This is a genomic window from Nocardioides sp. CCNWLW239 (assembly GCF_037137035.1).
Taxonomy (GTDB): Bacteria; Actinomycetota; Actinomycetes; order Propionibacteriales; family Nocardioidaceae; genus Nocardioides.
Map to the genome: position 1 here is coordinate 790,556 of NZ_JBBBNW010000001.1, position 13,757 is coordinate 804,312.

At 68.9% G+C, this 13,757-nt stretch carries 14 protein-coding genes and 1 tRNA gene; 6 read left to right on the forward strand and 9 right to left on the reverse strand.

Annotation, left to right across the window (positions count from 1 at the left end; genetic code table 11):
- The first annotated feature begins 153 nt into the window (after positions 1–153).
- Together WBG06_RS03840 and WBG06_RS03845 are read left to right on the forward strand one after the other, a co-directional pair.
- Positions 154–735, forward strand: coding sequence for a toxin-antitoxin system HicB family antitoxin (locus tag WBG06_RS03840; RefSeq protein WP_336735185.1), 582 nt, complete (start codon positions 154–156; stop codon positions 733–735).
- A 79-nt stretch (positions 736–814) separates the two neighbouring features.
- Entirely contained in the window at positions 815–1,576 is a 762-nt protein-coding gene (locus tag WBG06_RS03845) for a DUF4097 family beta strand repeat-containing protein (protein WP_336735186.1), read from the forward strand.
- A gap of 3 nt (positions 1,577–1,579) precedes the next feature.
- On the opposite strand, the gene WBG06_RS03850 is transcribed toward WBG06_RS03845, so the two are convergent.
- From WBG06_RS03850 to dcd, 9 genes are all read right to left on the reverse strand, one after another.
- A complete protein-coding gene (locus tag WBG06_RS03850) occupies positions 1,580–1,876 on the reverse strand; it encodes a hypothetical protein (protein WP_336735648.1) in 297 nt (98 codons plus the stop codon).
- A 10-nt stretch (positions 1,877–1,886) separates the two neighbouring features.
- A complete protein-coding gene (locus WBG06_RS03855; RefSeq protein WP_336735642.1) occupies positions 1,887–3,623 on the reverse strand; it encodes a sodium:solute symporter family protein in 1,737 nt (578 codons plus the stop codon).
- 84 nt (positions 3,624–3,707) lie between these two features.
- Positions 3,708–4,634, reverse strand: coding sequence for a siderophore-interacting protein (locus WBG06_RS03860; RefSeq protein ID WP_336735187.1), 927 nt, complete (start codon positions 4,632–4,634; stop codon positions 3,708–3,710).
- Between the two features lies 1 nt (position 4,635).
- Entirely contained in the window at positions 4,636–5,466 is an 831-nt protein-coding gene (locus WBG06_RS03865) for an ABC transporter ATP-binding protein (RefSeq protein ID WP_336735188.1), read from the reverse strand.
- 1 nt (position 5,467) lies between these two features.
- A complete protein-coding gene (locus tag WBG06_RS03870) occupies positions 5,468–6,502 on the reverse strand; it encodes a FecCD family ABC transporter permease (RefSeq protein ID WP_336735189.1) in 1,035 nt (344 codons plus the stop codon).
- Entirely contained in the window at positions 6,499–7,530 is a 1,032-nt protein-coding gene (locus WBG06_RS03875) for a FecCD family ABC transporter permease (protein ID WP_336735190.1), read from the reverse strand. Before WBG06_RS03875 ends, WBG06_RS03870 begins: the two co-directional genes overlap by 4 nt.
- Before the next feature lie 12 nt (positions 7,531–7,542).
- A complete protein-coding gene (locus WBG06_RS03880) occupies positions 7,543–8,601 on the reverse strand; it encodes an iron-siderophore ABC transporter substrate-binding protein (RefSeq protein WP_336735191.1) in 1,059 nt (352 codons plus the stop codon).
- A 94-nt stretch (positions 8,602–8,695) separates the two neighbouring features.
- A complete protein-coding gene (locus WBG06_RS03885) occupies positions 8,696–9,298 on the reverse strand; it encodes a DNA-3-methyladenine glycosylase I (protein ID WP_336735192.1) in 603 nt (200 codons plus the stop codon).
- A gap of 38 nt (positions 9,299–9,336) precedes the next feature.
- Positions 9,337–9,912: a dCTP deaminase gene (gene dcd / locus WBG06_RS03890; RefSeq protein WP_336735193.1), complete on the reverse strand. Its 576-nt coding sequence runs from the start codon at positions 9,910–9,912 to the stop codon at positions 9,337–9,339.
- 63 nt (positions 9,913–9,975) lie between these two features.
- Here dcd and WBG06_RS03895 point away from each other — a divergent pair, with 63 nt between their 5' ends.
- From WBG06_RS03895 to WBG06_RS03910, 4 genes are all read left to right on the forward strand, one after another.
- Positions 9,976–10,767 carry an SGNH/GDSL hydrolase family protein gene (locus tag WBG06_RS03895; protein ID WP_336735194.1) on the forward strand — a complete coding sequence of 264 codons (792 nt, stop codon included), beginning with the start codon at positions 9,976–9,978 and terminating at the stop codon, positions 10,765–10,767.
- Between the two features lie 49 nt (positions 10,768–10,816).
- Positions 10,817–10,892: transfer RNA gene (locus tag WBG06_RS03900), tRNA-Gly, on the forward strand.
- Between the two features lie 758 nt (positions 10,893–11,650).
- Positions 11,651–13,027, forward strand: a complete 1,377-nt coding sequence (locus WBG06_RS03905) for a class-II fumarase/aspartase family protein (protein WP_336735195.1) — start codon at positions 11,651–11,653, stop codon at positions 13,025–13,027.
- 23 nt (positions 13,028–13,050) lie between these two features.
- The gene (locus tag WBG06_RS03910) at positions 13,051–13,692 is read left to right on the forward strand and encodes a DUF2461 domain-containing protein (RefSeq protein WP_336735196.1); all 642 of its coding nucleotides are present in this window, start codon (positions 13,051–13,053) and stop codon (positions 13,690–13,692) included.
- Positions 13,693–13,757: the final 65 nt, after the last annotated feature.

The following is a 13,757-nucleotide window of genomic DNA, read 5'->3' on the forward strand; positions in this document are numbered from 1 at the left end:
TCACTCCCGTCGGCCGAGTTGGCATCAGCCTGCCCTCTCGAACGACCGGAGTGACGCCTCGGCCGACCTGGGTGACGCCTCGGCAGGGGCCTGACGTCAGCTGACATCACTTTGGGGTTGAAATGACGTCATCGTGATGTCACAGTGGTGCACATGGACATCACGCCGTATATCGACAGCCTGCGACGGGACCTGCTGGCCGCGGCCGAGGCCTCCGGGCCGGAGGCGCGGGAGACCGCGGAGCGACTCACCTACGCGCTCGACCCGGCCGCGCGGCTTGCGGTGATGGAGGCGGTGAGCCAGGCGGCCGCGGAGATCACCGCGGAGCTGCCGACGGGCAACGTGGACGTACGTCTGCGGGGGCGCGACCTGGAGTTCGGGGTCACGCTTCCCGAGGTCGCCACGCCGGTTCCCCCGACGCCGCCGACACCACCCACTCCCCCGGCTCCACCGGCCCCACCCGAGCCGGAGGGCGACGACAGCCTCGCCCGGGTGACCCTCCGGATCCCGGAGTCGCTCAAGGCGAAGGCCGAGGAGGCTGCGGCCGACGCCGGCCAGTCGCTCAACACCTGGCTCGTCGGCGCGGTGCGCGCGGCGACCCGGGACAACGCGGTCAACGTCGACGTCGACCTGTCCGCGATCCCCCACATCGTCAACGAGGCGATGAGCAGTCTCGACCCGTTCCGCGGCAACAACCGCGGCCGGTCCGACCGCCGGATGACCGGCTGGCTCTGACCTAGACGCACAGCAGAGCACGACAACGGACGGCCGCCCGGCCGGTCCGGTAGATCAGCACACCCTGAGGAGAAGCACCATGAGCACCTACACCTTCATGTCCACCGCCCCGGCCAAGCTCTTCGTCGAGTTCGGCAAGGGAAACCTCGAGGTCCAGACGACCGAGACCGACGAGACGATCGTCGAGATCGACGGCGATGACGCCGAGAGTCTGGTCGTCGAGCAGAGCGGCGACACGATCAACGTCATCGACCCTCACAAGGGCCCGTTCAGCCGCTCCCGGCGCTACGACATCACCATCACGGCCCCGTCCCACAGCCAGCTGCGGACCCGCACGGGGAGCGCCGACATCGCCACCCAGGGCGTCCTCCGGGCCGCGTGGATCCAGACCGGGTCGGGCGACGTACGCGTCGACCGGGTCACCGAGCAGTTCGACGTCGAGACGGGCTCCGGGGACATCCAGGCCGACACCCTCGATGGGCACGCGTCGATCAAGTCAGGCTCCGGTGACATCCGGATCGGTACGGCCCACGACCTGCGCACCAAGACCGGCTCCGGCAGCGTGGAGATCGACGAGGTCGAGGGCGAGGTGAGCCACTCGACCGGTGCCGGCGACTTCGCGATCCACTCGGTCAGCGCCGGCCGCATCTCGGTGAAGGGCGCGTCGTCCGACGTACGCATCGGGATCCCGAACGGCACCCCGGTGTGGACCGACATCAACACCGTGACCGGCCGGTGGACCAGCACTGTCGAGAGCGCTGGCGCACCGGCCGCGGGTGAGCCCTACGTCGAGCTGCGCACCACCACGGTCAGCGGTGACATCACTCTCGTCGGGCTCTGAGCCTCAGGGCTGCTTCTTCTCCTCGGAGCCGCCGGGAGCGTCCGGCACCACCGGCCGGAGCAGCCCCCAGGCGAGGAAGATCGCGCCGACGACGAGCAGGACGACGCCCGCCCAGAGGTTGGCGTTGGGCCCGCCGGTCTTGTCGAGCTCCGGGTCGCCGAACAGGCCCATGAGCAGCAGGATCACGCCGTAGACCGCGAGCAGGGCCCCGATCACGTTGCGGATGTCGAACAGCGAGAGCAGGGTGCCGAGGAACCCGCCGCTCGTGGTCGATCCGGCCTGGTTGGAATCGCTAGGCATCTCAACCTCCTCAGAAGATCACGTTCAGGATGACGACCAGGCCCAGCGAGAGGCCCGCCAGCGGCACCGGCCGCTGCCACCACGGACGGTTGGCGTCCTCGGCGTCGACCAGGTCCTCCTTCGGGGTCTCGGAATAGACCAGACCCTTCAGGGAGCCTGCCGGCTTCGGTGCGGTCACCAGCGAGACGAGCACGCTGACGACGATGTCGACGACGAAGGCCGCGCCGGCAGCCACGAACGACGCACCTTGGCCGGACAACGGCAGGACACCGACGGACAGCCCGCCGAGCGTGCCCTCGGAGAGGACACCGACGAGGATCGCCGCCAGGGTGCCGGAGACCAGACCGGTCCAACCGGCGGTCGCGGTCATCCGCTTCCAGAACATACCCAGGATGAACGTCGCGAACAGCGGCGCGTTGAAGAACCCGAACAGGGTCTGCAGGTAGTCCATGATGTTGGCGAAGTTGGACGCCAGGGCCGCGGTGAAGATCGCGATGGCGGTCGCGGCGACGGTCGCCCAGCGGCCCAGCTTGACGTAGAACTCGTCGGGCCGGTCCTTGATGATGTATTCCTGGACGATGTCGAAGGACACCACCGTGTTGAACGCCGACACGTTGGCCGCCATCCCGGCCATGAACGCCGCGAGCAGACCGGCGAGCGCCAGGCCGAGGAGGCCGTTGGGCAGCAGATCCCGCATCAGGAGGAGCAGCGAGTCGTTGTACGTCACGTTGCCGCCCGCACCGCCCGGGATCTGCGCCTCTCCCCCGGAGGCTTTGAACGCCGCCAGATCGGAGACCAGGACGGCCGCGATCATGCCGGGAAGGATCGTGATGAACGGGACGAACATCTTCGGGAAGGACCCGATGATCGGCGTCTTGCGGGCTGCGCTGATCGAGTCCGCCGCCATCGCCCGCTGGACCTCGACGAAGTTGGTCGTCCAGTAGCCGAAGGAGAGCACGAACCCGAGACCGAAGACGATGCCGATGACCGAGAGGAAGTCGGAGGAGAACCCGGTCAGCGCGGACCCCGGCCAGGAGTTGAGCTGGTCGGCGGCAGGAGCGACGGTGTCGGGGTTGGCGGCGGCCGCCGCCTCGATCTTCGAGGTCAGCCCGTCCCAGCCGCCGACCTGGTAGAGGCCCAGCAGCGTCAGCGGGAGCAGGGCGGCCACGATCACGAAGAACTGCAGCACCTCGTTGTAGATCGCGGCCTTCAGCCCACCGAGGGTGATGTAGGAGAGGACGATCACCGCGGCCACGATCAGCGCCACCCACAGCGGCCAGCCGAGCAGCGCGTGCACGATCGAGCCGAGCAGGTAGAGGTTGATACCGGCGATGAGCAGCTGCGCCACCGCGAACGAGATCGCGTTGACCAGGTGGGCCCCGGTGCCGAAACGGCGCTTCATGAACTCGGGGACCGAGCGCACCTTCGAGCCGTAGTAGAACGGCATCATCACGACACCGAGGAACAGCATCGCCGGAACGGCGCCGATCCAGAAGTAATGGACGGTCGGCAGCCCGACTTCCGCACCGGTTGCCGACATACCCATGATCTCGACCGCGCCGAGGTTCGCCGAGATGAAGGCGAGACCGGTGACCCAGGCGGGCAGGGACCTGCCCGAGAGGAAGAAGTCCACCGAGTTCGACATCCCATGGCTGGCCAGGAAGCCGATCCCGAGGACGAACGCGAAGTAGATCGCGATCAGAAGGTAGTCAACTGCGTTGGCCTGGATCAGGGTGTCCGCGGCCAGGATGCTTCCTTGCATTCCACGACCCTTCTAGGTTGATTGAGTACGTCAACCTAATCACGTCAAACAGGCGAAACCCGCGCTGGGTCACCCCTTCATCGACACGCCTTCGCGCCAATAGCCCATGAAAGCGACCTGCTTGCGCGGCATCTCGAGCTCGTTGACCAGGTGGCGGCGCAGCGCGGTGACCATCCGGGACTCCCCCGCGATCCACGCGTAGCGGCCGTCGTCGCCGTTCGCGGCGGCGCTCGCGGAGCCGTTCTCGGGGGCTGTGACCTCCTCACCGGAGGACGAGTAGATCGGGGTCTCCCACAGGTCCGGGTCCTCGACCTCGACCGAGGTCACGTCCTCGGGCTTCGCCTCGAACCCGAGCAGCCCACCGACGGCCGCCAGGGCCGGGCCACCCACCGGCGCACCCTCGCGCGGCAGCCAGGTGACCTTCAGCCCCTCCGGGGCCGACACCTCCTGTACGTCACCAGCGACCGGCACCTCCAAGATGGCCGATCCGGTGGCGTCCGCCGGCAGGGACTCGAGGATCGAGACGACCGCCGGGACGGCGGTCTCGTCGCCGACCAGGAGCAGCCGGGTCGCATCGCCGGGGAACCACTCGATCCCGCCGTACTCCTCGCCGAGCTTGGGCCCGACGACCATGATCTCGTCGCCCGGCCGGGCCGCGCCGGCCCAGTCGGAGCCGGGACCGTGCGCGCCCGGGTGCAGCACGAAGTCGACGTACAGCCGCTTCTCGATGCCCTCACCTTCGATGGAGCGGATCGTGTAGGTGCGCATCCGCGGGCGCTCGTCGTCGGCGAGGGCGAGCCATTCGGTGTACCAGTCGTCGGCCGAGAGCTCGGGGAGCTCGCCCGACGCGGCCGGGAAGAGGAGCTTGATGCGCTGGTCGAGCGTCGGCCCGTCTGTGCCGAAGTCGGCGAGGTCGTCGCCGACCAGCTCGATCCGGGCGAACGACGGGGAGAGGCGCTCGATGGAGCGCACCGAGACGCGGGCGAGGATGGGCATGTCAGGCTCCTTGTGCGTGGGGGTGAGCGGCAGGCCGGTGGTGGCGGCCGATGGGGACGACCAGCGGTGTGCCCGAGACGGGGTCGTGGATGATCTGCGCCTCGAGACCGAAGACCTCTTCGACGCGGGCGGCGGTCACCACGTCCGCCGGGCGGCCCGAGGCGGCGACCTTGCCGCCGCTCATCGCGATCAGGTGGTCGGCGTAGCGCGCGGCCAGGTTGAGGTCGTGGAGCACCATCACGACGGTGGTCCCTCGGGTCTCGCGCAGACCGTGAAGCAGGTCGAGCAGGTCGATCTGGTGGGCGACGTCGAGGAAGGTGGTCGGCTCGTCGAGGAGCAGCAGGTCGGTCTGCTGGGCCAGCGCCATCGCCACCCAGACCCGCTGCCGCTGGCCGCCGGAGAGCTCGTCGACGACCCGGTCGGCGAGATCGAGCGTGTCGGTCAGCTCCAGCGCCTCCGCGACCGCCGCGTCGTCCTCGTGGGACCAACGCTGCAGCGCGCCACGGTGGGGTTGCCGGCCGCGGCCGACCAGGTCGACGACGGTGATCCCCTCGGGGGCGATCGGCGACTGCGGCATCAGGCCGAGCGTCTTGGCCACCGCCCGCGTGGGCTGCTTGTGGACGGCCTTGCCGTCGAGCACGACCTGCCCGGAGATGGGCGTCAGCAGCCGCGCCATCCCACGCAGCAGGGTCGACTTCCCGCAGCCGTTGGCGCCGACGATCACGGTGGTGAGGCCGTCGGGGATCTCCAGCGACACCCCGTCGACCACGGGGTTCGCGCCGTAGCCGAGGCTCACGCTCTCCGCAGCGAGCCTTGTCTGGGCCTCTTTCATGTCATCGCCTTCCAGCCCGCCCAGCGGCGAGCAACCACAACAGGAACGGCGCCCCGAACGCACCGGTGACGACGCCTACCGGGAAGGAGACGCCGGGGATCGCATAGTCGGCGATGTAGTCGCCGGCCACCATCACGATGGCACCGACGAGCGCAGCGCCGACCAGGGTCGTACGCCCGCCGTTGAGCGCCCGCGAGATCGGTCCGGCCACGAACGCGACGAAGGCGACTGGCCCGGCCGCGGCGACCCCGAGAGCGGTGAGTAGGACGGCGAGCAGGAGCAGCAGGTCCGTACGCCGGCGGCTGACGCCCAGGCTGGTGGCCACGTCGGGGCCGAGCTGGAGCGCCTGGGCGGACCGGGCGGTCCAGATCAGCGCCGGGACGAGCACGGCGAGGAAGCCGAGCAGGATCCAGATCGTGGGCCAGGTGACTCCGTTGAGCGCGCCGGTGAGCCAGCGCAGCACGAGCAGCGCGTCGAACTCGTTGGCGCGGGTGAAGAGGTAGTGGACGACCGCGGTCATCGCCGCCGCGGCGGTGACGCCGACGAGGACGAGCCGGTAGCTGCCGTCGGAACCGGCGACGAGCCGGACCGCCACCGCGATCGCGATCGCACCCACGATCGCGGCGATGCTCAGCGCCAGACCCTGCAGGTCGAGCACCACGATCGCGAAGACCGCCGACGCGCTCGCGCCGAGCGAGACGCCGACGATGTCGGGGCTGGCCAGCGGGTTGCGCAGGGTGCTCTGGAAGACCGCACCGGCCATCCCGAACGCGACCCCGACCAGCACGCCGAGGATGGCGCGCGGCAGCTTCTCCGACATCAGCAGGAAGGTCGCGCCTGGGATCTCGGCGCCACCGAGGATCCGGAAGAAGTCGGGCACGGTGATGATGTAGTTGCCGAGCAGCACCCGGGCGACGACGGCCCCGAACAGGACGGCCGCCAGGCCGGCGATCACGAAGGCGTGATGCCGGCGCGGGCCGCGTCGGGCCCGGCGTACGACCTCGACGGGGCGCGCCGGATCCAGCACGTTGCTCATAGGCCTGCCATCCGTCCGCGTCGCAGGAACCAGACGAACACCGGTACGCCGACAACGGCCGTCATGATGCCGACCTGCACCTCGGTGGGCGGCAGCACCACTCGTCCCAGCGCGTCGGCGATGGCGGTGAGCGCGGCGCCGCCGGCGATCGAGAGCGGGAGGACCAGGGTGTAGCTCGGGCCGACCAGGGCGCGCACCGCATGAGGGACGACCAGGCCCACGAACGCGACCGGGCCGACCAGCGCGGTGGCGGTGCCGCTGAGCAGGACCACCGCGATGCCGACGACCACGCGGTCCAGGCCGGTGCGACGGCCGAGGCCCTTGGCGAGGTCGTCGCCGAGCGCGAGCGCGTCCAGGACGCGGGCGCTCGACAGCGCCAACACGGCGCCCACGACGAAGAACGGGGCGCAGACCGCGAGGTCACCCCAGTCGCTGCCGATGGTGCCGACCTGCCACTGTCGGAAGACCTCGAGACCCTGGTGGTCGACCAGCAGGATGCCGCTGGTCCAGCTGGTCAGTGCGGCAGTGAGCGCGGCGCCGGCCAGCACCAGCTTGGCGGGGGTGGCGCCGTCACGCCCGATCGCGGCGATGCCGTGCACGACGATCGCGGCGAGGCCGGAGCCGATGAAGGCGGCCCACAGCAGCGAGTCGAGGCCGGTGGCCCCGACGTACACGAGCGCCACCACGACCGCGAAGGCGGCACCGGCGTTGAGGCCGAGCAGTCCCGGGTCGGCCAGCGGGTTGCGGGTCAGTCCCTGCAGGCAGGCACCGCCGAGCGCGAGCGCGCCACCGACGGCGAAGGCGGTCTCCGTCCGGGCGATGCGGTTCTCCAGGATCGCGTGCCCGAAGCTGCCCTGGTCGAACAGCGCGGTGGGAGAGACCCACTCGGAGCCGAGCAGGATCGAGACGACCGCGGCGACGATCAACATCACCAGGATCAGCCCGATCCCGGGAAGGGTCCGACCCCGGACGACCCCGGCGGATGGTGCTGCCGGGGCCTCCGAGGCCAGTGGTGTGGGGGTGGTCAAGACGTCACTTCGTCACTTCGTCGCGGTGACGTTGACCTTTCCGCCGTCGACCGCCTCGGCGATCGAGGGAACGAGCTCGTCGATGAAGTACGGGATCGACAGAGTGCTCGCGGCGGAGAAGGTCAGCGACAGCGGCTGGTCGGTGATGTCGAGGTAGTGGCCGCTCTTGATCGCCGGGATCTGGCTGAGCAGCTTGTCCTGCTGCAGGGCCTCGAAGCTGCCCTCGGTGTAGCCGAGGTTGATCAGCACCTCCGACTCCAGCTCGGGCGCCTTCTCGGCGGAGACGTCGGTGTAGAACTGGCCGGCGGGGACCAGCTCGTCGGCGATCGGCGCGAGCTTCATGCCGAGCTGGGTCAGCATCTGCGGGCGGGCGTCGCCGGCACCGTACAGGCCGATGGTGCCGAGCTTGGAGTTGTCCTGGACACCGGTGACCAGGTATTCGGCGCCGACGATCTGCGGGTGGTCCTTCTGGGCCTGCGCGATCGCGTCCTCGGTCTCCTTCTCGACGTCCTCGGACAGGGTGACCCGGCCCGTGGCCTTGCCGATCATCTCCAGCGAGTCCTGCCAGGAGGTCAGCCACGGGTCGCCGGGGAAGGCGACGGTCGGGGCGATCTCGCTGAGCTTCTTGTAGTCGGCCTCGGTGATGCCCGAGTTGGTGGCCAGGATCAGGTCGGGGGTCGCCTTGCTGATCTCGGTGAAGGGGATGCTGGTGTCGGCGTTGTAACGCACCGGCTGCTTGCCGCCGACCTCCTTCAGCTCGGCGTCGAACCAGTCGGTCGACTGCTGGTCGTTGCCGCCCCAGGTGATCGCCTGGGCAGCGACCGGGACGACACCGAGCGAGAGGGCGACGTCGTGGTCGGACCAGCCGATGGTGGCGACCCTGGTCGGCTCCTTGGGGATCTCGGTGCTGCCGTAGGCGTGCTCGACGGTGACGGGGAAGGCGCCCGAGTCGGCCTTCGAGGCGGAGTCGGCGGAGCCGTCCGCGGAGTCGGTCGCGCCTGTGCTGCACGCAGCCAGGCCGGTGACAGCGAGCACGAGACTCGCTGCGATGAGTACAGAACGACGGATCACGGGGGAACCACCTCGGGGTTAGGCAATGCTTAGTTAGGACAGCCTAAACACATCTGCGCCCCCAGGGGAGATCGGCCCCCGCACGATGGACAGGTCAGGGCCTGACGAAGGCCGCCCGTTCCGCCTCGACCCGCTCCCGGATCACACAGTCCAGCGAGTGGTCGTTGATGATCCCCATCGACTGCATGAACGCGTACATCGTCGTCGGACCGACGAACTTCCAGCCGCGTTTCTTGAGGTCCTTGGACATGCTGACCGAGGCGGGCGAGGTCGCCACCACCTCCGGGACCGTCAACGGCTCGGGCTCGAAACCCCAGACGTACGCCGCCAGCGACCCGCGCTCCTCGACGAGCTCGACCGCGCGGCGGGCGTTGTTGATCGCTGCCTCGATCTTTCCACGGTGGCGGATGATCCGCGCGTCCTGCAGGAGACGCTCGACGTCGCTCTCGTCGAACTCGGCGACCCGGTGGAAGTCGAACCCCTCGAAGACCTCGCGGAACGCGGGGCGCTTGTTGAGGATCGTGCGCCACGACAGCCCGCTCTGGAACCCTTCCAGGCAGATCTTCTCGAAGAGCCGTACGTCACCGCCGGTCGGAAATCCCCACTCGGTGTCGTGGTAGTCCAGGAACTCGGGCGCCCCTCCGGCCCACGCGCATCGCGTCTGGCCGTCCGGGGCCAGGAACGGTGTCTCACTCATCCAGCCGACCCTAGCGGCGACCACCGACAGGCACCTGCTCAGATCTTGGTGCGGTGGAAGCTCTGGAAGCTGCGCGAGGCGGTCGGGCCGCGCTGGCCCTGGTAGCGGCTGCCGTACTTCTCCGAGCCGTAGGGGTTCTGCGCGGGCGAGGTGAGCTTGAAGAAGCAGTATTGCCCGATCTTCATGCCCGGGTAGAGCTTGATCGGCAGGGTCGCGACGTTGGCCAGCTCGAGCGTCACGTGGCCGGAGAAGCCCGGGTCGACGAACCCGGCGGTGGCGTGGGTGAGCAGCCCGAGGCGCCCGAGCGAGCTCTTGCCCTCCACACGCGCCGCGATGTCGTCGGGCAGCGTGAGGGTCTCGTAGGTCGACCCGAGCACGAACTCGCCCGGGTGCAGGATGAACGGCTCGTCGCCCTCGGTCTCGATCTGCCGAGTGAGCTCGGACTGGTCCACCGCCGGGTCGATCGTGGCGTACTTGTGGTTGTCGAAGACGCGGAAGAACCGGTCCAGACGTACGTCGACGGACGACGGCTGCAGCATCGACTCGTCCCAGGGGTCGATGACGATCCGGCCGTCGTTGATCTCGGTCAGGATGTCCTTGTCGCTCAGCAGCACGGGCCCAATCTAGCCCAGGCTGGACCTGACGCCGGCGCGGCTGCGTGCGGTTGAATCTGTGGCATGGCACTGGATGCGCTGATCCCCGGCGGCTATCGCCGGTACGTCGCGCTGGGCGACTCCTTCACCGAGGGCGTCGGCGACACCGACCCGCGCCGCCCGAACGGCGTACGCGGCTGGGCCGATCGGGTCGCCGAGGTGATGGGCGAGCGGACCCCGGAGTTCGGCTACGCCAACCTCGCCGTCCGCGGCCGCGGGATCGACCGGATCGTCAAGGAGCAGGTGGCGCCTGCGATCGCGCTCGAGCCGGACGTCGTGACGATCTACGGCGGGTCGGTCGACCTGATGTGGCCACATGTGAACATCGACGACCTGCTCGCGACCTACGAGTCGGCGATCGGCGACCTGGTCGGGACCGGCGCGAAGGTGCTGGTCTTCACCGCGTACGGCGCACGGGCGTCGACCGTCGGCCGGCTGATGCGCGGGCGCTTCGCGGTCTACAACGAGGCCGTCCGCGAGATCGCTCAGCGCCGCGGCGCGACGTTGGTCGACTTCTGGCGGATGACGGAGTACGACGACCCGGGCTACTGGGACGGCCACGGCTTCCTCGGCACCCCCGGCCACCAGCTGATGGCGATCAAGGTCCTCGACACGCTCGGCGTACGTCACCATCTGCCCACCCCGCAGCCGCTGGCCGTCATCGAGGAACCCGGCCCGACCGGACTGGCCGGCCCGGTCCGCCAGGTCCGGCGGCTGGCGACGCGCGCACTCCCCTGGGCCGTACGCCGCATGCTCCGCGGCCCCGCGGGCGACAGACTCTCGGCCCGCTATCCCCGGTTGACCCGACTTTCCTGAACCGGTTCACACCTGGCCTGGAGTGTGGGGTAACATCCTGGTCGCACCTGCGGACGTAGCTCAGTTGGTAGAGCGCAACCTTCCCAAGGTTGATGTCGCGAGTTCGAATCTCGTCGTCCGCTCCACATAACACAGCAGGTCAGCCCGCACTTTCGGCGTCATCGTCGGCAGTGCGGGTTTCTCTTTTGCCCTCAGATGCCTCCAGGATGCCCCCGAGATACCAGCCGCCATCCTCGGCGCACATGAAGAAGAGCGCCCAGTCCGTAGACCGAGCGCTCACTCTCCAGGGCCAGCAGCTGAACCGCAATGTCTCATGGAGGATGCTGATCCTCACTCACGAGCCACGCCAGCTCTTCGGCACGATCACAACGTCGGGGGGAGCCGTCGCACCGTGCCTGTCGCCGGTCCTTCGCCAGCGGGCCACAGCTCCCGCCAACTAGACCGCGATCCCGAGTCGCTACCCGAGACCGCGGCACCAACGGCGCACTGCGTGGTGTCACTCGCCACATGGGTGAAGGCACCCCTTGGCACGCTCCGTTGGTGCACACCCGGTAACCACTCACCCGCCGACCCATGCATGTGACCCCGATCGCTTCAGCGCTGCCCGTCTGGGGATCAGAGATCGGGCCGATGATGAGGGCAGAGACCGCCGTAAGCGGGTGCGAGGTGGGGTAATCTGAATCCCGAGGTTGATGTCGCGAGTTCGAATCTCGTCGCACGCTCCACAGATCCAGGTCGTGCCGTTCGGCACGGCCTGTTTCGGTTCACTTGCACGATCCAAGTGACGCAGCACACGATCACGGGCGTTTGGGCTTTGCGTCCATTAACATTGGGTTTCTGTTTTCCCATCTCTGTGTGAACGACGCGTAAAGGATCACTCGACATGCCCGCGGGCTCGAGCAGCCGATTCACCGACGGACGAGTCCCCGACCACGGCATCGGAGACCTCTTCACCTACGAGGCGCGCCTCCAGGCGCGACTCGATGTCGAGGCAGCCCTGGCCGAGGCCGAGGCGGCCGTGCAGGTGATCCCCGCGGAGGCCGGCGAGGCGATCGCCGAGGCCGCTGACCTGGACAAGCTCGACCTGGACCGCATCGAGAAAGCCACCGCCGAGCACAGCCACCCGTTGACGCCGCTGGTCGAGGAGCTCTCCCGCGTCGTCGGCACGAAGCACGGCGGCTGGGTCCACTGGGGTGCCACCACGCAGAACATCACCCAGACCGCCGACCTGATCCTGATGCGCCAGGCGCACGACAAGATCCTCGACCTCCTCGGCGACCTGCTCCGCTCGCTGTCGAAGGTCGCCGAGGCCGGCGCCGAGGTGCCGATGCCGGGACGTACGCACTCCCAGCACGCCGTCCCGATCACCTTCGGGTTCAAGGTCGCCATCTGGATCGACGAGATCGCCGCCCACGTCGACCGGCTCCGCTCGGTCGAGGACCGCGTCTTCCGTCTGCTGATGGGTGGCGCGGCCGGCACCATGGCCTCCTTCGGCTCCCACGCCCGCGCCATCGAGACCGAGACGGCGTCCCGGCTCGACATGGGCTCGATGCCGGTCCCTTCGCGCGCGATCAACGACGGCATGGTCGAGTGGGTCTCGATCCTCGGCCTCCTCGGCGGCACCGCCGGCAAGATCGGCAAGGACGTCTACTCGATGATGCAGCCTGAGTTCGGCGAGGCCTTCGAGCCGATCCCCGAGGGCACCATCGGCTCCTCGACGATGCCCCACAAGCGCAACCCGCAGCTGACCCTCGACGTGATCACCGCCGCCACCCAGCTGCGCGGGCTGGTCGCCCCCGCGATGGAGTCGATGCTCCACGACCACGAGGCCAACGGCGCCATGACCGGCATCCTCGAGGACGCGGTCGCGCAGGCGTCTCGCTTGGCGGGCGACGTACTGGCTCGCCTGGTGGTCATCTTCACCGGCCTGACCTTCGACGAGGACCGGATGCGCGCCAACCTGGCCCTCTCCGGAGGCCTCATCGGCTCCGAGTCGCTGATGCTCGAGCTCGGCGAGCGCATCGGCCGCCAGGTCGCCCATGACATCGTCTTCGAGCTGGCCCAACGCTCCGCCGTCGAGGAGCTCGACTTCGCCTCGCTCCTGGCCGCCTCCCCCGAGGTCTCGGCCCACTTCAGCCGCGACGAGATCTCCGACCTGCTCGATCCCTGCCGCCACCTCGGCGAGTCCGCCAACATCGCGCGTGCCATGGCCGAGCACGCCCGCCGGGTCGCGGACACGATCCAGATCCCGAGCGTTTAGCCAGAGCTCGCGCGCCTCGTACGATGGGGCGCGTGACTTTCGAAGGTTTCCCCGTCGCAGCGCTCGACTTCTACGACGACCTCGAGGTCGACAACACCAAGTCGTTCTGGGAAGCCCACAAGCACATCTACAAGGAGTCGGTCCACGCGCCGATGAAGGCGCTCACCGACGAGCTCGCCGAGGAGTTCGGCACCGCCAAGATCTTCCGGCCCTATCGCGACGTACGTTTCTCGAAGGACAAGCTCCCCTACAAGACCCACCAGGGAGCCTTCGTGGCGGTGGCGCCGCAGACCGGCTACTACGTCGAGGTCTCGCCCCGCGGCATCCGCACCGGCGGTGGCTGCTACTGGTTCGAGCCGCCCCGGCTGGCCGCCTTCCGCGATGCCATCGTCCACGACCACTACGGCGCCGACCTGGAGAAGCGCCTCGCGGTCGCGGAGAAGAAGGGCTACGAGGTCACCGGCGACCGCCTCAAGACCGCACCGCGTGGCATCGACAAGAACCACCCCAAGATCGAGCTGCTCCGCTACAAGTCGATCCACCTCGGCCGCACCATCGGCTTCGAGCCGATCATCCACACCCCCGACCTCGTCGGTGAGGTGAAGAAGGACTGGCGGGCCGTACGTCCCCTGGTCGAGTGGATCGCCGAGCACGCGGTGGCGTGATCGCCGAGACGCGGCGGCGCGATACCCATTAGGGTGTGCCGCTGTGCGTATGACTGTCCTCATCT